Consider the following 22423-nt stretch of genomic DNA (forward strand, 5'->3'; position numbering starts at 1 on the left):
GGTGTCGAAGTAGGACCAGCCAAAGCGTTCCAACTCCTGCGGCTGCAAATACCGCTGCATGACGAACAGTTCGGAAATCGAGTTGCTGATTGGCGTTCCGGTCGCAAATACTACGCCGCGCCCCTGATTAGTTTCCTGTAAATACTGGCATTTGAGCAGCATATCAAAAGCGCGTTGACTGCTTGAGGTTGTAATACCAGCCACATTCCGCAGCTTTGTAAAGACAAAGCAGTTTTTGAATAACCTCCGGCGCACCTGCTGATAGGCCCGCCCGCAGGCCTCTTTTTCCCGGTAATCCATGGTATCGATCCGCTGGATGATCCTCCTGTGGTCGTACTCCTCACCCAGCCGTACCATGCGTACGGCTTTTTTTGCGCCTATGGCTCGAATGGTGGCATACTTGCGGTGGGGGCTGGCGTTAATGAGATAACCTTTCTCCTTCATCACCTGGCAGAAGTCAAACCAGCTCCAGGAAATGCCCACCGCCTCATCGATGGTCTGCCGCATGAGACCGAAGGCTGTGGGCTTGCCCCGTTTTTCCGCAAAGTAGAGGTTGCGGGGCGTCTTGCCGCTGGGGTGTTCGATCACCGTCAGATTGTGCTCCCGGCACAGCTGGTCGGAGATCTCCCGCATCTGATAAAACGCCTTTTGATTGCAGTTGAATTTTTTCCCGTCTTTGTAGCTGACCGAGTTGATGACCAGATGGTTGTGATAGGTGCCGGTGTTGAAATGGGTGGCCACCAGCACCTGAAACCGATCTCCCCACATCCTCTGGGCCAGCTCCACGCCCAGCTGGTGGCACAGCTCCGGGGTCACCTCGCCGGTTTTGAAGCTCTGGATGCAGTGGTAGGCCACATTGCCGCCGGTCTTGTTAAAGTGGCGCTTGGTATACATCATGTCCTCGTAGGCCTGTTCCCGGCGGCAATGAAGTCCGGTCACATACATGGTCTGCTCCATGTTCACCTTCTCCTGGTTGCCAGCATAGTGGAGCACCTGCTGCATATCGGAATAGAGTGTCTTCTCCGGGTTTTCGGCATAGCCCACGATACGACTCAGGCTGTCCTTGACCGCCTTAATTTTCGTGATCCCCACGGTCCACCCCCTGGGTCAAGTTCCTGAAGCGTTCCATGGGGTGGGGAGCGGAAAGATCTTCCCCCATACCCAGCCTTCTCAGGTAGGCGGAGAGGGAAATGCCGCACCGCCTCGCCATCCGCTCCAGCCACTCTTTTTCCTCTTTGGATACCCGCACGTTGATGCCATACGTTCGCTTTCTCATATCGTTCTCCTTTCTCGGGGCTCATAGGGGCCGCAGCCCCTCTCGGCTTCTGCCGCCGGCTTTGGTGGGCAACACAAAGCCTATGCTCGCTACCCTCCAGGACACCCCTTCACGGGGTGCCCTGGGCTGCCCGGGCTACGTTGACCGGCATGACGGTTATGACGGCTGTGACAGCTCTTTCTCTATGGTGGGATTGCTGTCATTTGCGTCATTGCTGTCATGGGTGAGGGTCAGGCGGAGGATGCGTTCCGAGGCGGTCCGCCGGGTGGAATAGCAGATATTTGCCGGAACCAGAACCCGCTCCCAGTGGCGCACGATATACCGGGTCACCGCATTGGGCGTAACCTCTGTTTCGCCCATCTGCTTCAAAAGCGCCGTGGCGCTTCCCTCATAACCGCCCTGTGCTTTGACAAACTCCACCAGCCGGAAAAGAAACGGCGGCACATCGTCCCGCTGAACCGCAGCGGAATCCTTTCGCTCTACCAGCGTCCAGTGGTAGTTCTCGAAGCGGAGGATAAGCTGCTGATACTCTATGTCCCGGCCGGTTGCCAGGAGGATGGCTTCTTCTTCGGCTCGGTTGCTCTTTTTCAGCAGATATGTGGTGTCCGCCGCCCCCATCAGGGCCGTGGACCCGGACACCTCGTTAAAGGGGTCTGCGCTGTCGGTGAGTTTGCGCAGATGATGGACCAGGATCATGCAGAGGTTATGGCAGTCTGCAATGGTCTTGAGGGCGGCCATGTCGCCGTAGTCGCTGGCATACATACTGCCCTTGTTCACCGTGCCATCCCGCACCTTTTGCAGAGTGTCGATGATGACCAGCCGGGTCTGGGGATAGTCCCTCAAAAAATCCTCCAGCTGCTCCTGCAAGCCGCTGCCTAACCGCTGACACAGCACTGAAAAGCGGAGGGTATCCGGTGCCTCCTCCGTCAACTGCTGCAAGCGGTTTTGAATCCGTGCGTAGGTGTCCTCCAGACACAGGTAGAGCACGTCACAGCGATGGGTGGCAAATTCCCACAGAGGTTCTCCCCGCGCCACCTGCAATGCCAGCCACAGCATCAGCCAGCTCTTACCGATTTTTGGGGAACCACACAGGGTATTCAGCCCCTGAGGAATCAGCCCTTCCACCACAAAGAAGGGGCGCTGCAATGGACTGGTCAACAGGGTGTCCGCATCCATGTACTGAATCTTCTCAACCGGCATGGTCCTGCGCCTCCTGCTCCATTACATAGCGAATGACGCTGACCTTGGGAATCTTGAAGGAGTTGCCGATTTTCATGCCAGCCAAGTGGCCATCGTTGATCAGGTCGTAGGCCAGGTGGCGGCTGATGCCCAGCATTTTCTGGAGTTGGGCCACGGTCACAATGTCCGGATAGTCCGGAAACATCATGTGGTAGAGGTCTCTAAGTTCTGATTTCTTCACAAAAATGCCTCCTTTGCACCGAAAGAAACTGTGGTAAACTAAAATTGTCATATTCCATTTCCCACATTTATCATATTTTGTGTTGCCGTCTCTGTCAATACGTGGTAGAGTATTTGCGTGTACAATCATTTCCCACACTGTGGAATGGGGGTAAATACCATGCCGTATTTTGAGATGAGCTTGGAAAATAATCGGGAGTATGTATATCAGAACGATTCTTCTGTGGTGGAAAGCGACCTTGGAATGTGGATGATGGTCTTTTTGGATGTGGATTGGGGCGATCAGATAAAAAAAGCTGAGGCACTCCTCGGTGAAGAGGAGTTGCCTCAGTCTGGCTTGGGCTTTATAAAGGGTATGGACTATGGACAGCGCGTGGCCGCATGGTATCGCGAGCTGAAAAGCAGCCTGTCCCCGCAGCATCCATTGTTAAAGCTTCTGGTGGAGCAGCAGCTGCGCAACCGGCTGTGCTGTGCCTTCTACCCGGAGGAGCCGTGGAAGCTGCGGCAGGAGGAGCTTGCTTACCTCCAGGTCCTGGATGGAACGGATGCAGAGTATGAGGAAGTAACTATTTCGCCGGTCTTTCTGCGGCAATGGCTGAATGATGTGGTGAGGATTTTTACGCAGCTGCAAATGTGTCAGAACCAGCTCGCACCCTTGCTGGATGAAGTCATGGGCAAGGAGCAGGACAACCAGGGGGGGATCCTGCGTGCCTACTTTACGCTGCAGCGGCAAAATCTATTCTATCGGAATCTGGTGGAAAGCAGTTATCAGGCCCTTTCTCCCCGCTTTTATATCTCCAGGAACCACAAAATATACCGGTATGACGGAGGGACAGATACTGTTCCGGCAAAGGAAAAGCTGGAGGGACATACCTATATGGCCACGGATCAACTGGCCGCATTGACCGTATGGGAGTTTGAGATGCTCTGCGCCAATGAAATCCCTCTGCGCCGCTGCGCCTATTGCGGCCGTTATTTCCGTCCCTACTCGGTGGTCAACTGCTACTGTGACCGGGTGGTGGAAGGCACCAACGGGAAGACGTGCAAACAGGTTGGGGCCACATCCAAACACCAGCAGGCCGTCAATCAGGATGAAGCCAAAAAGCTCTATCGGAAGGTGTGCAACCGGATACAGACTGCCGCCCAACGGAGGAAGAAGCAGTACCCCAATATTATGCGCCGGTACAATGAGGTGCAGCTGTATGGAAAAGAGCTTATGGAGCAAGTGGAGTCAGGGGTCATCACCTTTGCCGAGTTTCAGGAAAAGTTTGACCGGTCCACGGCAGAGTTGTTGGGGATAAAGTAGCTTTTATCTCCTCGGCTTTGCCGCTTAAATGACATTGCTGGTGTGAATTCGCGGCCAGTACACGCTGGACAAAGCATAGCATGCCAAAATATCCTCAAACATCTTGGGCACCTTAATCAAACAATGTAATTTGTTGATTCTCTTGGATCTTAGGAGCCCGTTTCTTCCCGGACTTTTTCTCACGCTCTTTCCTACGTTCAGAAAAATACTTCTCTACAGTCTTTAACTCACGTCTAGGAATCAACGACTTCATCTGATCCAATTTCAAATCGCTTTCCCGCATTTTTTGATAGTGCCGCGGATTGCTCTCACAAATCCAGCGCGGTTCTTTCTTCATAGAAAAAGCATATTTTGATCCACAATGGCACCTCAAAATGCCGTCTTTAGGATATGGCTGTTCCGCACTGCGAGAATAATCCTTATTGGCACACTGCCAATAAATGCCGCCCTCATCGCTTTCTCTGACCAACATTTCTCCTCCGCAGATGGGGCAGGACATTTCATATCCACTGTTTAACGCCTGACTGATATGTGGGATATCATACATTTTCTCATACTCTTTTACGAGCTTTTGGCTGCATCTCCGTTCCATTACTTCGCCAGTTTTTCCGGTAAAGCTCAGTGCATTTAGGGATCCCATCCATATTACATCATCATCCACCAAAATCAATTTCTCATGCATACCATGCTTATGAATAATCTTGATCTTGTCACCCAAACTGCGCAGTTCTTTCTCACATCGTTCATATGCACTCCGTTCAGCCTTTCCTCGTTCAGATAGATCCTTTGTGACGATAATGATCTCTTTCCCTTGAGAAACCGCATCTGTAAAGGCCGGCAGCAGGATACTGAGACGATTCTCTGACATGAAAGCAGAGTATATGATCATCCTATTTTGAAAATTCTTCAGATCCCGCATAAAATGGTCATTAAAATCTGTATCTGTGCAGATCAGTGTTTGGCCGGGATCAATATTGTCTACCTTCCGAGAAGTTGGCGGAGTATAAGATAGTTCCGGAAACAGGGCCTTTGCTTCTTGGCGTGGATACTTCTTCTCATCAATCAAAAAGCGTAATAGGTCATGCAAATTGTTTTTTGACTTTTTTGTCCGCTCCATACAGTATTCAAAATCTCCGATAATGAATAGCTGGAATTTTGCGCGGGTCACTGCCACATTGAACATTTTCTGCAGGTCTTCATTGACTTTAACTTCCATGACCTCGCCGTTTGGCTTTTTTACGCTAAAGTTATTCATGAAGAGATTTGCTTTCCAATGGGGTTCATCAATCACTAAGTCAAAGATTACAATGTCAGCCTCACTGCCCTGGAAACTATGGATTGTCCCTGCCTGTATGAAGTTTAGCTCATCTTTCCGGACCGAACTCTCATTTTCTTTTTTTATTAAGCCGCGCCGGACATATTCTGCCTGGATCAGCTTATTGACCAGCGTAATGTGGGGCTTATATGGAGCTACAATCAGGACCAACGGCTTCTCTGGGGATTCTTCAGAATTTTCCAAGTATGCATCTAATTTCTTTTCAATGCATTTGAACGCCAAATTAACCGCAATTGCCGCTGAGAAGCAATTTAAACGACTATGCCCCTTACCCTGCGGAATCCCCGTCACCCATGCGTGCAGGCTCTCCGTATCGATCAACTGCACGTTATGCTTTGGATGTGCAACTGGGAACCAGGAGCTAAATTTATTGATGTCCTCTTGGCGGAATTCAGGTCCCGTTCTACTTTCCAGCTTTTTATAATCGTCATAGTATCGGTTGGCGATTTCTGCAATTTCAGGTTCCATACGGTATTGTTCGTTGAGCATAATAAAATTTGATGGAGGACCTGATGGGGAATCCTTCTTTGCTTTGCGTTGCATCCCGCTGTGGTCAAAAATATCCCGTCCCAACCATTTTTTAGCCATTGGGGTATCTGCGATCACGATGGGAGGAAGCTGAAGGAAATCGCCTACGATAACAATATTTCTCTCTGCCAGGTACGCCGCACACCATAACGCGGGAACAGCAGCCATGGAGGCCTCATCCAGGATAACAGTATCGAATGTGCGTTCCCGAAGAATTGTGCTGAGATACGCCTTTGTCAATGTTGCGCCAATAACCTTGGCCTGCATGATAGACTGTTTTTCGAGTTCTCCCATGGATTCCTCGATTGCCCGCAATTGCTTGAAAATATCTGTCAACTGCTCGCTTAACTTTGTGTACTGTTCTTCCAGAGATTTTTTATTCTCAGTCTGGATTTTTTCAGAAACCGCAGTCAAATAAGATTTTAAGGTTTGATACTGGTCTGTCAGGCTTGCCTCACTGACCGTTAGTTTTTCATTGACGCATAATTGGCAAAAGGCATATTCCTGCGCAAAAATTTCTTTGAGTTCAGCTTCCATTTGCGATAGTTTGGCTCTGGCCTTTCTGTAAGCATCTTCAGATTCCCTCAGTGCCTTTTCCAATGATTGCAGATGGTCAAATTCTTTTTTGCATTCAGAAACCCGGCGCCGGAGTGATTCGCTTTTTCCTGCACTCTCTTTTTTCTCCAGATCTAGTTTTGGAATTGCTGCCTGAGCCTGATTGAGCTGTTGCGTCAAATCTGAAATCATTTGCTCCCAATATTCTTTTGTCTTTGCTGGCTTCATTCCCCGGAGCTGTGCTTCAAGATCAAGCCGCTCCCTCAGTTTTTCTTGATAATCATCTCCCAGACGAATGGTTTCATTAAACTCTTTTTGTAGTTCTGAAAGTGCGACATCGATTTCAGCTAACTTGATTCGTGCCTGAGTGACACCACTCTTTCCAGTAAAAAATTTTCCTATCGTTCCTTTTTTCTCATAATCCGAAACTGTCCGCTGGTAGTTTTCACGTTCTTGACGCAACACACCCATCTGCGTTTGAAGGCTTTGAATCTTTGCAGATATAGAAGCAAGCTCACGGTTGATAAATACGGAGGAAAATGTTTTATCCTCTTTGGCAAGCAGTTCTGCATAGATTACGTGTCTTTTGATTTCATCTTTTGCCAGTTGGATTTGATGTGGCACCGACCTAACTACTTCTTGCGCAGTGTTCAGCTGTTGCTCAACATCATTATGATGCTGTTCTGTTTTTTCCAGTATAGCCGACAGAGCAATATATTGCTCCACCTCAGGGTGGAGTTCTTTTTCCTGGAGAAGTCTACTTTGTAAGCTATCTGTTCTCTTTCTGAGTGTTTGAAGGGCTTTGTCTGCTGCTTCAAGCGCCGATATATGTCCTGGGATAGAAGGGAGCTGTGTGCTTTCGACCCACTCAATTTGCTTCTGCTTGCGTCTGACAATATGTATTGCATCTTGCAGGTTTGCTTTCGTGTTCTCTAACTGTTGCTTTTGCTCATAAAGTTCCTGCCCATTCATCTTGATGTGGAACTCCAGAGTTGTTTCAACGGGCAGCTGCTTCACTGACTTGCCAATACGAAGAATGGGATAGGAGGCCGTGGTACCGTGATTTGTTTCCCAAAAATGTTGATAAGATTCTGCTGCTTTTTCGATTGCTCCATCAACTGCGGTATTCGTGTGAGAGACCACCAGAACGGAACGCTCCTTCTCTTGCAACTTATCAATGATCTGCCCGATAACTTTCGTTTTGCCAGTCCCAGGAGGTCCCCAGATATATGTAATATTATTGGTCAAAGCAGAAACAATAGCTGCTTTTTGATTATCGTTATTTTCTCTACCTATGTGAAGTTCCTGTATGTCATAAGATTCTATTTTTTCGCAAGGATCAATGCCCTGATTGTCAAACGAAAGCATTCGTTTCCCTGCCGGATTAGTTTCTGAAGCGTTCTCTTCTATGCATTTAATCATGCATTCCATCAGGACAGTTGATCCATTTTCCAGGCGTGCCTGTGAAAAGCCATCCGGCAACGGTTGTTCAGAAGCAAGAGTAATCGTTTCCTCGTCAAAACTGACCGTAGTAACAGTGTACTGATTCTGTCCAATAATCAGCTTGCACGGAGTATCTGCGGGTAGAACTGGAACAAAATCCGCATTGTACTTGTAGCAATATTTTCCGGCCTGATTAGAGATTTGCACACCGCCGGTTAGCAGTATTGATGATTGTCCACGCTTTTTAACTGCCTCAATTTCATCTTCCAACGCTTGACGAAATTCTGCAAGAGTGCCATGAAGTTCAACTTTTTCTTTCGGTTCATATCTCTTTATTGTATTCATGCCGTATCCCTCCAGAGGACTTGGGTTTTTACATTATACCACATCTTTCCACATAAAATCTATTAAGCAAGCGGATTATCCCATATGTTCCTTTACATCCAATAAATGACCACCACAATATGTAATTTCATTAGCCCTAGCATCCTCTTGTACATACTAATAGGTCTAACACTTTCATCCTATATTGTTTCTAAAGGTAAATTTGTCTTTGAATCATAGCGATAAAAAGCCTCTGCCAGTAGACCGGCAGAGGCAAGTCGGACACTATATTAACCCAATGGGCACAATCAAATTGTTCTCATCAAAGGCCCCCAGCTTTTCTGCCATGCACAGTACTGCGCCGGTACCACGCTGGAGGGGCGATTTGTCGATCAACTCAAAGACCTTTGTGAGCTTTTTCGGCGGGGTGGCCATCTTCTTGATCTCCAACGGATAGAGCTTTCCGTCCTGCTCCAGCAGCAGGTCGATCTCCTTGGCGTCGCTGTCCCGATAGTAGTAGAGAAACGGCTCCAGCCCCACGTTCTGGTAGGACTTCATAACCTCAGACACCGTGAAATTCTCCAGCAGCGCCCCGTTCATAGCCCCGGCCATAGCCGTCTCCGGGCTGGTCCACCGGGTCAGATAGCACACCAGGCCAGTGTCGTAAAAATACAGCTTGGGCGTGGAGACCGTCCGTTTCAGCAGATTATTGGAATAGGGGTGCAGCAGAAATATAATACCCAGCGCCTCCAGAATATGCAGCCAACTCTTAGCCGTGGCCTGGTCGATCTCCGCATCATCGGCAATGCCCTTGTAGTTCACCTGCTGACCGGCCCGGGCGGCGGTGGCCCGCAGAAACCGCAGAAATTTCAGACTGTCGATTCCAGAGGACAGCCGCCGCACATCCCGCTCCATATAGGTATCAATATAACTGGAATAGAACAGATTGGCATTGGTATACTGGCCGGTGACCAGTGCGGGCATACCACCTTGGAAAATCCGCTGATACATGGTCGGAGTGTCGCATACCGGGCAGTGCTGCTGCCGCTTTTGCAGCGCATTCAGATCTACTCGGAAGGGGCCTGCGGCAGGACAATGGAGAATCTCACTCTGTGACATGGGAGACAGGTGGAGCAGAGCCACTCTCCCTGCCAAAGATTCTTGCACACCCTCCATCATTTTGAACAGCTGAGAGCCGGTCATCCAGAAGTCACCCGGCTGGTGGCGCTGATCCACCATCATCTTGATGTAAGGGAACAGCTCCGGGGCATACTGCACCTCGTCGATCAGGAGAGGCGGCTTGTGCAGCTGGAAGAACATCTTGGGGTCTGTCTTTGCAAGCTCACGCTCTGTGAGATCGTCCAGGGTGACAACCGTCCGCCCCCGTCCCTCTACCTCGATCAGATGCTCCAGCATGGTGGTCTTGCCCACCTGCCGGGGACCCACAATTAGCAATGCGGGATACTGGGAAGAGACCTCCAGAACCACTGGCTCCATGTGGCGGGTAACGTACATCTCCCTCACCTCGTTTCGGATAATATCGGACTACATTCCTATTTTACCCGAAAAACACTAGAATAGCAAGTCGCTGATCCAATTTATTACGGCATTGCGTATATCATTTCCCGCAGGACAACTTCTTCGGCAGCGGCCCTGAAATTGTTCATGGCTCCTACCCATGCCATCTGGTCTGACTCCTTCAGGCGCTCATCTACTCCACTGGTAGCTGCCATCTTTTCCACCATATCAATCACCATTTCTTCGGCCCGCAGGTCGATTTCTGCCAGGTGGCTGTCCAGTTGCCCAACCAACAGCAAACGGTCGTACAGCATGGGCCTGTGCTGCTTCAGATAGGTTTTGCGAAGCATACCGTACTTGCCCAGCGGTTGGTCATCTGTCTCCGGCAAGCAGAGATCAGGGTAGTAATAGTCCCCCACCTGGGTATAGGTCAAAGATTGACTCATAGGTCTATTCCTCCTCCGTCATAAAAGTATCCAGAATCAACCTGGCACCCATGCGAAAGCCGCAGACAAAGCTGTCCAGGTCACAGCGGGCATTCAGCTCGCTCCAGGCGTCGGTATACGCCAAGAAACGATCCCTCTGAGGTTCCTCAAGCTGCTCCAGCAGCCATTTCTCCAGGTCAGAAAGTGTACGTTGCACCTTCCTCATTGCTTCGGGATGGATGCTTTCCCGGGCCTGTGGGTCCATATTGCCATAGAAGAATTGCTCCAGATAGCGCATCATTTGCCCTCCTTCTGCTTGGCATGGGCATCCATCTCCTTATGGAAGGACATCATGGTGACGATATGCCATTGAGATTTGCGGTGGATCGTACGGAACCGCATGGAACAAATAAAGTCAATCAGGACTGCCTTGGGGATATAGTAGCTGCCGCCGGACTGGATGTAGTACAGCTCACCCTTGCGACACCACTGATGGACAGTGGTGGGACCGTAACCGATCAACTTGGCCACCTGTCTGCCTGACATTACGTCGGGGTAGTCCTTCATCAGCTGGAGGAGGTATCCTTTCAGTGCCTTTTGGGTTTTCTCCGGCAGCTCCTTCGATGTCAGAGCCGGAAATTTCGTCTTGCGCTTTGTGTTTTGGGGCAGATATAACTCTGGGCAGATTCCCTTTCCCCGGAGATAAGTCTGCACATCCTCTTTGCGGATCTGATAGCAGCGGGTCTTTTTGCCGGTATACCGGCAGGGCACCTTGCCGGTCTGGAGCAGGTACCTGGCGGTGGATTTGCTGATGTGGCACAGCTTATAGAACTGGTCTTTGCTCATCACATCGGGAACGCTATCCCAGTTAATTGGCTCGTAATTCATGGCAATCACCTCGTCAGAAATGTCGCATCAAAAAAGCCATTTCCTGTGTGTTGCCAGGTGGGCACTTTCTCCCCCAGTTCTCTCCGCAGTTCTCTCCAAAATGCTTGAGTTCTCTCCAAAAACGGCCAAAACGGGCTTTTATTCGAATTTCAGGGGTTTGAGGACATGGGGCTGGATCAATCGGCGCAAACCGCTGTGGCGCAAGGGCTAGGCGGCGGACAAAACCGCCTCAAAACGCCTGGAAATTTCAAGAAGTGTATAATTGGACAACCGACTCGAAATCAGTTTGCGGGCAACCGCACGAGGGTTCGAATCCCTCCCGCTGCGCCAAAGGCTCCAGAAGCAATCTGCTTTTGGAGCCTTTTTCTATCTCGACGGAGGATGCAAAGTAGAACAGCCCGTATCATTGTCCTTGGTCGTTACCTCACATACCAAGATCCGCAAAGATACCATCTGTATCTTTCTGCTTTATACACTGACATTACCGGACGTTCTGTACTGGATCAGCTTTTGCCTGAAAGATAGTACTTGATTTCCAGGGTAGATGAGTGTCCGCTGGCGGTGTCATGCAGCACGACATCATGGTCGGCCATACATTGTCTCATGGCATTACATACCATTGGCATCCTGTTTTTTAATTGCAGATTCTTATGAATATCATTTGCCTTTAGTGTAAGCTCGGTTTGCCCGCTGCTGTATGCCTGCAATTTTTGGCTTTCAATATAAGTCCGGATATCTCCTGTGGTGGTTTTGGGATTATCTCCTGCCGTATGCTCGGTGGAGGCACAGCTGATGACTTCCCGCAAAGATTTTACCTCCTCCTCAAGTTTTTGAATCCTTGAAAGAAGTTCTAAAATAATAGCGTCATAATTCATATAAATCACCCCAGATATTCTGATAGAATTCTAACACAATTTACTGTAAGTGTCAATACGAGAGAGAAGTAATTCTCTATTGCAAAAAGCTCCGGAAGCAGACGTTTCCAGAGCTTTTTGTATATGTGATAGCGGATAGGTGTTCCGGCGCAGATGAATTCTCTCTGCGGATGAGTTAATCTTCGTCTCCGGCTTTGAAATTGTAGATGGGGCGGATCACTTTCACCACATCCGCTGTGGGACCGATGTTGTCCAGAATATCCTGCATCCCCTTGTAGGCCATGGGACACTCATCCAAAGTCGCTTTGCTCACCGAGGTAGTGTAGATCTCTGCCATCTGCTTTTTGAACTCAGACACCGTAAAAGATTGTTTGGCGTCCGCTCGACTCATGAGCCGCCCGGCTCCGTGGGGAGCAGAGTGGTTCCAGTCCTGGTTGCCTTTCCCCACGCAGAGGAGGCTCCCGTCTCGCATATTGATGGGGATCAGCAGTCGTTCCCCTGCCTTGGCGGACACGGCTCCTTTCCGCAAAATCATGGCGTCGGTATCAATATAGTTGTGGATGGTGGTAAACTGCTCCTCTACGTGGAGCTTCATACCCTTGATAATTTCATCCATCATGGCCTGACGGCTGAGCATGGCGAAGTGCTGAACAATTTTCATATCGTGGATATACTGCTCAAACAGCTCCCCGGACACATAAGCCAAGGCTTTGGGGATGCTGGTCTGCTTGAGGTTTTTCAGCTTCTTCAGTTCTTTCTGAATCTCCGTCTCTCGGCCTTCCGCTTTCATCTGGGCAACCAGAGCTGCAATCGAAGCGTCATCGGTGCGGTTGAGCACCTTATAACCGGCCTCCTGGTAGTAGCTGGCCACCTCCACACCCAGGTGGCGGCTGCCGGAATGGACCACAATGTAGAGGTTCCCCTCGTCATCCCTGTCCACCTCAATAAAATGATTTCCACCGCCCAGGGTGCCAATGCTTTTCTCAGCCCGGAGCAGATCCACATGAGGTGCGCAGTACAGCTCACTCAAGTCGATCTCGCTGAGGTAGCGGTGGGCCTTATCCCGGATGGAGAAGCCGGAGGGGATTTTCTCATAGATCAGCTTATCCAACTTTTGAAGCTCCAGCCGGCTTTCCCTGATACGGGTGGTCTCCATGCCGCAGCCGATATCCACCCCCACCAGATTGGGTACCACCTTGTTGGTGATGGTCATGGTGGTGCCGATGGTGCAGCCTGCTCCGGCGTGAATGTCCGGCATGAGCCGGATACGGCTGCCTTTTGTGAATTCCTGATTGCACAGCTCCTGAACCTGTGCGATGGAGGCGCTGTCCACCACATCGGTAAAAATTTTGGCTTCGTTGTATTTTCCTTTGATTTCAATCATAGTTTCCTCGCAATGTTCTGCTGTTTGAGGTTATTCTTTTACTTGGATATAACAATCCGGATGTGTTTTTTTAAACGCATTGAGTTCCTGCTTTCTAATGGGGCAATCCTGTATATATAACTCCCGCAGCATCGGCATATCACCTAATGGATTCAGGTCAGTAACAGGATTTCCTTTCAAGGATAAACGATGCAGCCATCTTAAATTGGTCAGCGGGGTCAAGTCTGTGATTCTATTGTGCTCCAAGAACAGCTCAGTCAATTTCGGTATATCCGCTAATGGAGACAGGTCTGTAATTCGATTGTGGCTGAGATACAGTGTACTCAACTGCGGCAATCCTGCCAAAGACGCCAAATTGGAGATCAGATTATTGCTCAGCTCCAACGATTCAAGCCGTGTCAGCCCAGCTAAAGGTGTTAGATCAACAACTCTGCATCTGTCAAGATATAAGGTACGCAGCTGCTTCATGTACGCAAGGTGAGATATCTCCTGGACCTGCGTATTTGAAAGGTATAAATATACCATGCGGGTAAGGTTCGTCAGCGGAGATATGTCAGACACCGAATTTCCACTCGGCTCTAAGATTGCCAAGTGCTGCAGTTGTGCCACGGGTGTCACATCGGTAATCTGATTCTCGTGCAGATCCAATTTCTTTAATTGTGCCAGCGCAGCCAAAGGTATAAGATTAACGATTTGATTTTGGTTAAGCTTCAAATCACGCAGTTGCAGTAAACCTGTAAACGGCGTCAGGTCTGTAATGCGGTTCATGGAAAGGTCCAGACTTTTTAGTTCTTTCAGTTCTGCCAAAGGCGCCAGATCAGAGATAAGACGCCCAGGCAGGTACAGCTTTTCTAACTGTTTCAAAGTGGCCAGAGGAGTCAGATCGCGAATAAGTTGAACATCCATTGGCAGCTCCTTGGTATCCAATGCAATTTTCTGCCCATCAATCAAAAGAAAGCGTCTGTCCGCTATCATAAAACTCCCTCCTAATCGGATGCTGCACCTTCATCCTGGTAAAGAGAATAACCTAGTGGAAATCAACTTAAAGAACAGGTTACAGCGACAAAACCCTGCGGCACCCTGCTATTGGGCAGGCTGTCGCAGGGCATGAAAAGGCTGCAAAAACCGCTATATTTACCAGTAGATGTAATTTCATCCTTAGCCATAACACAGTTTTCCAAAGTAAGATGGTCAGTGGGTGAACAGAGCAATTATGTGTGGTGGTTTATACATGATATAGTGTCATTATATCACAGGGCAATCCCGTGCGGAAATGCTTTCTCGGGCTGGATTGTGACGTTTTTCTTAAGAAAATGAGCCGAGAATATGGCTCCGAATACACTGTCAGGGACTATTTGAGCGCGGAAAAGACACTGGCCTCATAGATCCATCCCATTAGCTCATCGTCGATTTCATCAAGGTTTGAAATAAGTACATGGTGGGTCCAGCGGTTGGGATAGGGCTCGGTAGCCACGTCGATTCTGGGGGATTCCAGACGGTGATCCAGGCCAAAGGTGACCACAATGTAGTGGGCGGGGCGATCTTTGGCCTTGCGGACTTTGCTAAAGGAGACGCAGGCAAACATATGCCGGTTATAAAAGGAAATCTGGCTTTTCTGTACCTTGATTTGTACATCGGCAATCCGGTCCAAGATCAGGCCTTCCAACCGCTCATACAGCGGCAGCGCCTCTATATCCTGCTGAAAAAACAGCAGAGCATTTTCGTCCATGAAAACCCCTCCTTTGCTATCAGTGTATCATATCCGTGCAGCTATGAACAGCGGTGTGCGCCTGGAATATAGCGAATAGAACGAATGTTTGACTTTGCGGTAAAAAAAGCATATAATAAAAAAATCAGCCGTATCTTTTTGGGAGAGGGGAGGGAAGTGCTTGGACCGGGTCATTTTTCACTGTGATTTGAATAGCTTTTACGCATCGGTGGAGCTGCTGGATCATCCGGAGTTAAAGGACAGGCCGGCGGCGGTATGTGGTGACCCGGAGAGTCGCCATGGAATTATTCTGGCCAAAAATGAGCTGGCCAAAAAGTATAAAGTACAGACGGCAGAGACCATCTGGCAGGCCAGACGGAAGTGTCCGGACCTGGTACTGCTGCCGGCCCACCACTGGAAGTATCGGGAGTATTCCAAAAAGGTGAATGCCATCTATGAACGGTATACCGATCTGGTGGAGCCCTTCTCCATTGACGAGAGCTGGTTGGATGTGACCGGGACCCTTCATCTCTTTGGAGGGGATGGAAAGGCTTTGGCCGACCAGATTCGCCAAACAGTGCGGCAGGAATTGGGGCTGACGGTATCGGTGGGCGTTTCCTTTAATAAGGTATTTGCGAAAATGGGCAGCGACTACCGAAAACCGGACGCCACAACGGTGATCACCCGGGAAAACTTTCAACAGCTGCTTTGGCCATTGCCGGTGACCGATCTGCTCTTTGTGGGCCGTGCGGCGGCCAGGGTGCTCAATGGCTACGGGATACGCACCATTGGTGATCTGGCCCAGTTTGACCGGGAGAGCCTGGGGCAGATTCTGGGCAAGGGAGGATATACCCTCCACGACTATGCCACGGGCAGGGAACACGCCCCGGTGGTACCTGCCCGGGATATGCCAGGGCCCAAGTCGGTGGGAAACGGACTGACCTTCCCTAAAAATCTGGTGGGCTGGGAGCAGCTGCGTACAGCGCTGTCTGAATTGGCGGATGAGGTTGCGGTCCGGCTGCGTAAGCACGGCCTCAAATGTACCACCGTACAGATCACCGTGCGTGATCCGTCCTTTAAGGATATCTGCCGCCAGAAGAGGCTTAGTGCCCCCACCTATATCTCCCGGGACCTGGCGCAGTGCGGGATGGAGCTGCTGCACAGCTGCTGGAGTGAGCGGCAGCCAGTCCGGGCCCTTACCATTACGGCCCAGAACCTGGTGGAGGAGCGGGACGCAGGGGAGCAGGTGGACCTGTTCGCCGCCGACGCCATACCCTGCCGTGATAAGCTGGAGAAGCTGGAGAAGGCCATGGATTCCATCCGGGACAAATATGGGCGGGGGGCCATCTCCATTGCTTCTGCCGTCCATCCGGCGGGAGAGCCGGACAGGGAGGACCAGCGGCTGCCGCCGGGGGACTAATATAGTCTTACAAACTATATTATAGAATGGATAAAATTATATAAAACTGGGGCGAAAATCTGAAACGCTTTTAAGCAAACTGCTGTTTTTGTATAGAGTTTGGACATGAAACGGGTTTTGTCTATTTTCAATTTTCGTCAGAAAAGGTATCATGACACACAATGATAGGTATTGTTATGCCGTGAAAGGGGAAAATAAAGATGAAAATTCCTGACAGTCTGAAGCGCTATGGCCTGGCCAAGGTGTTTGATTATCTGGATAAAGACCCTATGAACAATATGAGCAAGGTTATGGACCTGGTCAATAAGTTCTCCGGGGACACCCTGTCCACTCAGCGTGAGGCGTTCGACAAGGCCATCAACGACAAGGATTCCTGCTGGCACCAGCTGATCGAGAAGGTCTGGACCCAGACCGATCCCGATGTGCTCAAGACCGTGTTCAACAACTTCTTCGTCAACGCCAACCTGGTGGGCTGGCCCAAGCAGGAGAAGATGCGTGAGAAGTACGGCTGCAACATTCCCTGGGCCATTCTGCTGGACCCCACCTCTGCCTGCAACCTGCACTGCACCGGCTGCTGGGCGGCGGAGTACGGCAATAAGCTGAATCTGTCCTTTGACGATATCGACTCCATCATCACCCAGGGCAAGGAACTGGGCATCTATATGTACATCTACACCGGCGGCGAGCCCCTGGTGCGCAAGAAGGACATCATTGCCCTGTGTGAGAAGCACAATGACGTGGCCTTCCTGTCCTTCACCAACGCCACCCTCATTGACGAGGAGTTCTGCCAGGATCTGCTGCGGGTGAAGAACTTCATTCCCGCCATCAGCTTGGAGGGCTTTGAGGAGGCCAACGACAGCCGCCGCGGCCAGGGCGTGTACGAGAAGGTTACCAACGCTATGGCCCTGCTGAAGAGCCATCACCTGCCCTTCGGTATCTCCACCTGCTACACCAGCGTGAACTACAAGGACATCACCAGCGAGGAGTTCTACGACAAGATCATCGACCTGGGCGCCTACTTTGTGTGGTTCTTCCACTATATGCCTGTGGGCAACGATGCCGCTCCCGAGCTGATGCCCACCCCCGAGCAGCGTGAGGAGATCTATCACCGCATCCGCGCTATGCGTCAGACCAAGGGCATCTTCGCCATGGACTTCCAGAATGACGGTGAGTACGTGGGCGGTTGTATTGCCGGCGGCCGCCGTTACCTGCACATCAACGCCAACGGCGACGTGGATCCCTGCGTGTTTATCCACTACTCCGACTCCAACATCCACGAAAAGACCCTGCTGGAGTGCCTGCAGTCCCCGCTGTTCATGGCCTACCATGACAACCAGCCCTTCAATGACAATATGCTCCGTCCCTGCCCCATGCTGGAGAACCCCGAGCGCATCGAGGAGATCGTCAACAAGACCGGCGCCCACTCCACCGATCCTCAGTCTCCCGAGACCGTGGAGCACCTGACCTCCAAGACCCACCCCTACGCCGACAACTGGAAGCCTACCGCCGACAAGCTGTGGGCCCAGTCCCACCCCCAGTGCGGCGGCTGCACTGCCTGCAGCGGCAACAAGTAATTACATAAAAAAATTCCTCCGTCCTGAGACGGAGGAATTTTTTTATCCGTGGGAAGGGCTGTGCATTCTGCTGGCCAGATTGCGGAAGCTTTCCATCAGATTTTCCTGATGAACCTCTGCCGCGCGGAAGCGGAAGAGGGCAAAATTCAGATTGAACAGGGTACCCAACACGATAGCGGAGATAACTGTGCCGATTCCCACCTGGCCGCCCAGCAGCCAGCCGAGAATAATGACGCCGATCTCCACCACTGCCCGGCATAGGCCCACGGACCGTTTGGTCTTGCGGGCCAGAGCCACCATCAGGGAATCCCGGGGACCGGCGCCCAGAGCCGCTTTCATGTACAGCCAGGTCCCGATGGCCAGCAGTTCCAGGCCGCCCAACAGCATCAGAATGCCGGAGAACGGGTTTTCCATCAGAGGAATCCATCCCTGGGCCAACATATAGTCAATAAAAATGGCACATAGGGTGATATTTAAAATCGTACCCAGGCCGAAGCCCTCGCCAAATAGAATGGCAACACCGATGGCGGCCGCTCCCACGATGATGGAGGCAGTGCCGTAAGTGATGCCGAAGGTTTGGGCCATACCTTGCTGCAGGACGCTCCATGGCTCCAGTCCAATGTTGGCCTGCAACATCATAACGATACCCACCGCGCTGATCACCATGCCCAGAACTACCCAGAGCAGCCGGCGGGGATAGTGATAACCCATCTTGATCTTACCTCCCATAGAACTGAGGAAAAGGGGAGAGGCCTTAAGCCTCTTCCTTGCGGATTGCGCTTAGATAACGATATACACTTGCCTGGGAACATTCCAGAGCATCGGCCACATCTTTTACAGCGCCCTTGAGCAGGAAAACGCCCTCGCTGTCCAGTGCGCCGATGATCTGAATGCGTTCTTCGGAATTGAGACGGTCCGCCGTGATATTCCTGCGGTCCAGTTCCCGAAGTACCGCCTCAGTAGCCACACCGTGGATGGAGTTGTGGAAGCGCTCTGCCGGAGCAAAACGGTCTGCCACAGTCTCGTCCACCTGAAAATTGGTATCAACAAAATGATCGGGGTGGCAGAGCCTCAGTAAGGCATCGCTCACTGCCTGGAATCGGCTGTCATCAAAATTGATGCACAGCATTCCGATCAGCTTGCCGTCGTGTTTGATGAACATGGTGGAGGAGCGCAGGGTCTTGCCGGTGCTGGACACTCCTAAATAGTGAAGGATATAGTCCTGATTCTCATAGCTTTTGTCCCGCAGAATACGCAGGGCAACATTGGTCAGAGGGGCGCCCACCTCGCGACCACTGACGTGGTTGTTGGCAATGGCGACGATGGAGCGATCTTTGTCGGTCAGATCATGAAGAGCTACCTCATAATCGGGACCCAGGGCATAGCCCAAAAATTCAGTCAACTTGATATAGTGCTGCAACAATGGACTGGCCAATCGGCTCACCTCTATCCTTGATTTTGGCTCAAATTACCTGCTTGTCCCAAAGACGCATCAAAACCCATATACTTTATACTTAGTATAGCTGATAATAAGAATATTGTCAAAACAAGATTAGAGCAATTTTCTCAAGAGAAAAAATTTTTTATGCCGCGGCAAAAAATTTATATTGATAATTCCTACAAAATCTGAGAGCTGAATTGTAAAATCATACGAAATGAACAAAAATGTGTTGACAAAAAATTATCTGCGTGATAAATTACTGTTGCCAAGTGAAAAGGAGGCGGAAAACAAACATGAAGAAAATCGTCAATACCGACAAGGCGCCTGCGGCCATCGGCCCTTACGCTCAGGCGGTTGAGATCGACGGTCTGGTCATCACTTCCGGCCAGCTGCCCATCGATCCTGCTACCGGTGCGTTCCCCGAGGGTATCGCGGAGCAGACCCGTCAGTCCCTGACCAACGTGAAGTCCATCCTGGCCGAAGCTGGCCTGGGCATGGATAAGGTCGTCAAGACCACCGTGTTCCTCAGCGACATGAACAACTTCGGTGCTATGAACGAGGTGTACGCCACCTTCTTCGGTGAGGGCGGCTATCCTGCCCGCTCTGCTGTGGAAGTTGCCCGGCTGCCCAAGGACGCCCTTGTGGAGATCGAGGTTATCGCAGTTAAGTAAAGTTCCAAGTACCTATAACCACATTCGGAAAGGTTACTGTCCGCCAGTTGCAGGAGCTGGAATCGCCGGCTTCCGACGACCGGGGTATCCTCTAGTAAAATGATGGCGCAAAGCGCCAAATTAAATGGAGGTAAACAAAATGGACAAGAATGTGAAGCACTATCCTCTGGCTCAGAATGTTGAGATGCCCCAGCACTGCGCCTTTGCGGTGCGCGATCTGCCCCAGGCCACTGTTGAGCAGCGTGAGCGTGCTCTGAACGCCACCCACTGGAACGAGTTCTCCTTCCCCTCCGGACTGCTGACCGTTGATATGCTGTCCGACTCCGGCACCACCGCTATGACCAACCAGCAGTGGGCGACTCTGTTCCTGGGCGACGAGGCCTATGGCCGCAACACCGGCTACTATGTGCTTCTGGACACTTTCCGCGACATCTTCGAGCGCGGCGGCGAGAAGAACTGGAAGAAGAGCATCGACCTGGTCCGCACCGACTGCCGCGACCTGGAGAAGATGATGGACGAGCTGTTCCTCTGCGAGTACGAGGGCGGCCTGTTCAACGGCGGTGCCAAGCAGATGGAGCGCCCCAACTCCTTCATCATCCAGCAGGGCCGTGCCGCTGAGTCCGTGCTGATGGAGATCGTGAAGAAGATCCTCACCGCCCGTCATCCCGGCAAGGTCTTCACCATCCCCTCCAACGGTCACTTCGACACCACCGAGGGCAACATCAAGCAGATGGGCTCCATTCCTCGTAACCTGTACAACAAGGAGCTGCTGTACGAAGTTCCCGAAGGCGGCAAGTACGAGAAGAACCCCTTCAAGGGCAACATGGACATCGAGAAGCTGGAGCAGCTGATCAATGCCGTGGGCGTGGACAACGTGCCCCTGATCTTCACCTGCATCACCAACAACCCCATCTGCGGCCAGCCCGTCTCCATGGCTAACATCCGTGAGATCAACCGCGTGGCTCACAAGTATGACATTCCTCTGGTCTTCGACGTGGCTCGTTGGGCTGAGAATGCTTACTACATCAAGATGAACGAGGAAGGCTACGCCGACAAGTCCATCGCTGAGATCGCCACCGAGATGTTCTCCTACTGCGACGCCTTCACCATGTCCGCCAAGAAGGACGGCCATGCCAACATGGGCGGTATGCTGGCCTTCCGCGACAAGGGCCTGTTCTGGAAGAAGTTCTCCGACTTCAACGAGGACGGCACCGTCAAGACCGACGTGGGTGTGCTCATCAAGGTTAAGCAGATCTCCTGCTACGGCAACGACTCCTACGGCGGTATGTCCGGCCGTGACATCATGGCTCTGGCTGCCGGCCTCTATGAGTCCTGCGACTTCAACTATCAGCATGACCGTGCCATGCAGTGTGAGTACCTGGCTCAGGGCTTCTACAAGAACGGCGTGAAGGGCGTTGTTCTGCCCGCCGGCGGCCACGCTGTGTACATCAACATGGACGAGTTCTTCGACGGCAAGCGCGATCACACCACCTTTGCCGGCGCCGGCTTCTCCCTGGAGTTGATCCGCCGCTATGGTATCCGTGTGTCCGAGCTGGGCGATTTCTCCATGGAGTACGACCTGAAGACTCCCGAGCAGCAGGCTGAGCTGGCCAACGTGGTCCGCTTCGCGATCGACCGCAGCCGCCTGACCAAGGAGCACCTGGATTATGTTATTGCCGCTGTGGCGCAGCTGTACAAGGACCGTGAGTCTATCCCCAATATGCGCATCGTCTGGGGCCACAAGCTGCCCATGCGTCACTTCCACGCCTTCCTGGAGCCCTATCCCAACGAGGAGAAGTAAGATCTCTCCACCCAAATTCTGGACAATTTTGTGTGACCGTATGACGTGGTAACAATGCGGCCAATCTGGCGGGACCGGCGCCCAACAAACAGAATAGTCCGTTTGTTGGACGCCGTCTCTTTTGCAATGCAAAGGTTTTATTTCGTTGCCGCTCCTCCGGGAGCTGCGGCGAAAGAATGAGAGGTGTAATTTATGGCAACTCCCGATACGCTGCAAAATCAAGATGGCTTCAAGTCCCAATTTGGCTTTATCATGGCCGCTGTGGGCTCCTGTGTGGGTATGGCGAACGTGTGGCGCTTCCCCATGCTGGTTTCCCGGTACGGCGGTTTGACCTTTCTGATCCCCTACTTCATCTTCGCATTCATCATCTGCCAGTCCGGCATGATGGAGGAGTTCTCCCTGGGCCGCTGGGCCCGCAGCGGCCCCTCCGGCGCCTTCGGCAAGGCCATGGAGAACGGCGGCCACTCCAAGAAGCTCGGCGAGTGGATCGGCGGCGTGCCCGTGCTGGGCTCCCTGCTCCTGGCCATCGGC

At 51.4% G+C, this 22423-nt stretch carries 20 protein-coding genes, 1 tRNA gene and 1 pseudogene; 7 read left to right on the forward strand and 15 right to left on the reverse strand.

Annotated elements, in window-relative coordinates; all coding sequences use genetic code 11:
* The 4 genes from IHN22_RS12525 to IHN22_RS12540 form a co-directional block, all read right to left on the reverse strand.
* The coding region (locus tag IHN22_RS12525) for a relaxase/mobilization nuclease domain-containing protein (protein ID WP_191435687.1) at nt 1-1092 on the reverse strand (1092 nt) is incomplete at its 3' end.
* On the reverse strand, nt 1073-1276 hold the full coding sequence (locus tag IHN22_RS12530; protein WP_191435688.1) for a plasmid mobilization protein: 204 nt from the start codon (nt 1274-1276) through the stop codon (nt 1073-1075). The genes IHN22_RS12525 and IHN22_RS12530, both read right to left, overlap by 20 nt.
* A gap of 156 nt (nt 1277-1432) precedes the next feature.
* Complete coding sequence (locus IHN22_RS12535; protein ID WP_191435689.1) at nt 1433-2476, reverse strand: AAA family ATPase; 1044 nt, start codon at nt 2474-2476, stop codon at nt 1433-1435.
* The gene (locus IHN22_RS12540; RefSeq protein ID WP_196057913.1) at nt 2466-2696 is read right to left on the reverse strand and encodes a helix-turn-helix domain-containing protein; all 231 of its coding nucleotides are present in this window, start codon (nt 2694-2696) and stop codon (nt 2466-2468) included. The genes IHN22_RS12535 and IHN22_RS12540 overlap by 11 nt, the downstream gene beginning before the upstream one ends.
* Before the next feature lie 159 nt (nt 2697-2855).
* Between IHN22_RS12540 and IHN22_RS12545 the strand changes: the two genes are divergently transcribed.
* Nucleotides 2856-4001, forward strand: coding sequence for a DUF6076 domain-containing protein (locus tag IHN22_RS12545; RefSeq protein ID WP_191435690.1), 1146 nt, complete (start codon nt 2856-2858; stop codon nt 3999-4001).
* Nucleotides 4002-4113: 112 nt separating this feature from the next.
* Here the strand turns inward: IHN22_RS12545 and IHN22_RS12550 are convergent, their stop codons facing one another.
* From IHN22_RS12550 to IHN22_RS12570, 5 genes are all read right to left on the reverse strand, one after another.
* The gene (locus IHN22_RS12550) at nt 4114-8208 is read right to left on the reverse strand and encodes an AAA domain-containing protein (protein ID WP_191435691.1); all 4095 of its coding nucleotides are present in this window, start codon (nt 8206-8208) and stop codon (nt 4114-4116) included.
* A gap of 264 nt (nt 8209-8472) precedes the next feature.
* Nucleotides 8473-9702: an ATP-binding protein gene (locus tag IHN22_RS12555; protein ID WP_300986655.1), complete on the reverse strand. Its 1230-nt coding sequence runs from the start codon at nt 9700-9702 to the stop codon at nt 8473-8475.
* Nucleotides 9703-9788: 86 nt separating this feature from the next.
* On the reverse strand, nt 9789-10151 hold the full coding sequence (locus tag IHN22_RS12560) for a TnpV protein (protein ID WP_191435692.1): 363 nt from the start codon (nt 10149-10151) through the stop codon (nt 9789-9791).
* Nucleotides 10152-10155: 4 nt separating this feature from the next.
* Nucleotides 10156-10428 carry a DUF6809 family protein gene (locus IHN22_RS12565; RefSeq protein WP_087237129.1) on the reverse strand — a complete coding sequence of 91 codons (273 nt, stop codon included), beginning with the start codon at nt 10426-10428 and terminating at the stop codon, nt 10156-10158.
* Nucleotides 10428-11018, reverse strand: coding sequence for a helix-turn-helix domain-containing protein (locus IHN22_RS12570; protein ID WP_191435693.1), 591 nt, complete (start codon nt 11016-11018; stop codon nt 10428-10430). Before IHN22_RS12570 ends, IHN22_RS12565 begins: the two co-directional genes overlap by 1 nt.
* 211 nt (nt 11019-11229) lie before the next feature.
* On the opposite strand from IHN22_RS12570, the gene IHN22_RS12575 reads away from it, so the two are divergent.
* A tRNA-Ser gene (locus IHN22_RS12575) sits at nt 11230-11348 on the forward strand.
* 173 nt (nt 11349-11521) lie between these two features.
* On the opposite strand, the gene IHN22_RS12580 is transcribed toward IHN22_RS12575, so the two are convergent.
* From IHN22_RS12580 to IHN22_RS12595, 4 genes are all read right to left on the reverse strand, one after another.
* The gene (locus IHN22_RS12580) at nt 11522-11893 is read right to left on the reverse strand and encodes a hypothetical protein (protein WP_191435694.1); all 372 of its coding nucleotides are present in this window, start codon (nt 11891-11893) and stop codon (nt 11522-11524) included.
* A gap of 175 nt (nt 11894-12068) precedes the next feature.
* Nucleotides 12069-13277: an RtcB family protein gene (locus tag IHN22_RS12585; RefSeq protein ID WP_191435695.1), complete on the reverse strand. Its 1209-nt coding sequence runs from the start codon at nt 13275-13277 to the stop codon at nt 12069-12071.
* 30 nt (nt 13278-13307) lie between these two features.
* Nucleotides 13308-14252 (reverse strand): leucine-rich repeat domain-containing protein, encoded by a 945-nt coding sequence (locus tag IHN22_RS12590; protein WP_191435696.1) that lies wholly within the window; start codon nt 14250-14252, stop codon nt 13308-13310.
* A 376-nt stretch (nt 14253-14628) separates the two neighbouring features.
* Nucleotides 14629-15006 (reverse strand): DUF5655 domain-containing protein, encoded by a 378-nt coding sequence (locus IHN22_RS12595; RefSeq protein WP_191435697.1) that lies wholly within the window; start codon nt 15004-15006, stop codon nt 14629-14631.
* Nucleotides 15007-15166: 160 nt separating this feature from the next.
* On the opposite strand from IHN22_RS12595, the gene dinB reads away from it, so the two are divergent.
* Nucleotides 15167-16405, forward strand: a complete 1239-nt coding sequence (gene dinB, locus IHN22_RS12600; RefSeq protein WP_191435698.1) for a DNA polymerase IV — start codon at nt 15167-15169, stop codon at nt 16403-16405.
* 200 nt (nt 16406-16605) lie between these two features.
* Entirely contained in the window at nt 16606-17979 is a 1374-nt protein-coding gene (locus tag IHN22_RS12605) for a radical SAM protein (RefSeq protein WP_087188976.1), read from the forward strand.
* Between the two features lie 42 nt (nt 17980-18021).
* On the opposite strand, the gene IHN22_RS12610 is transcribed toward IHN22_RS12605, so the two are convergent.
* Together IHN22_RS12610 and IHN22_RS12615 are read right to left on the reverse strand one after the other, a co-directional pair.
* Nucleotides 18022-18690, reverse strand: coding sequence for a YczE/YyaS/YitT family protein (locus tag IHN22_RS12610; protein WP_191435699.1), 669 nt, complete (start codon nt 18688-18690; stop codon nt 18022-18024).
* Between the two features lie 43 nt (nt 18691-18733).
* A complete protein-coding gene (locus IHN22_RS12615; RefSeq protein ID WP_191435700.1) occupies nt 18734-19414 on the reverse strand; it encodes a helix-turn-helix transcriptional regulator in 681 nt (226 codons plus the stop codon).
* Between the two features lie 299 nt (nt 19415-19713).
* On the opposite strand from IHN22_RS12615, the gene IHN22_RS12620 reads away from it, so the two are divergent.
* The 3 genes and pseudogenes from IHN22_RS12620 to IHN22_RS12630 form a co-directional block, all read left to right on the forward strand.
* The gene (locus tag IHN22_RS12620; protein WP_087326604.1) at nt 19714-20091 is read left to right on the forward strand and encodes a RidA family protein; all 378 of its coding nucleotides are present in this window, start codon (nt 19714-19716) and stop codon (nt 20089-20091) included.
* Between the two features lie 139 nt (nt 20092-20230).
* A complete protein-coding gene (locus IHN22_RS12625; protein ID WP_191435701.1) occupies nt 20231-21892 on the forward strand; it encodes a tryptophanase in 1662 nt (553 codons plus the stop codon).
* A gap of 192 nt (nt 21893-22084) precedes the next feature.
* A pseudogene (locus IHN22_RS12630) lies at nt 22085-22423 on the forward strand (sodium-dependent transporter); the annotation flags it as partial.

The sequence above is a fragment of the Flavonifractor sp. An112 genome (genome assembly GCF_904377885.1).
Classification (GTDB): Bacteria; Bacillota; Clostridia; order Oscillospirales; family Oscillospiraceae; genus Flavonifractor; species Flavonifractor avicola.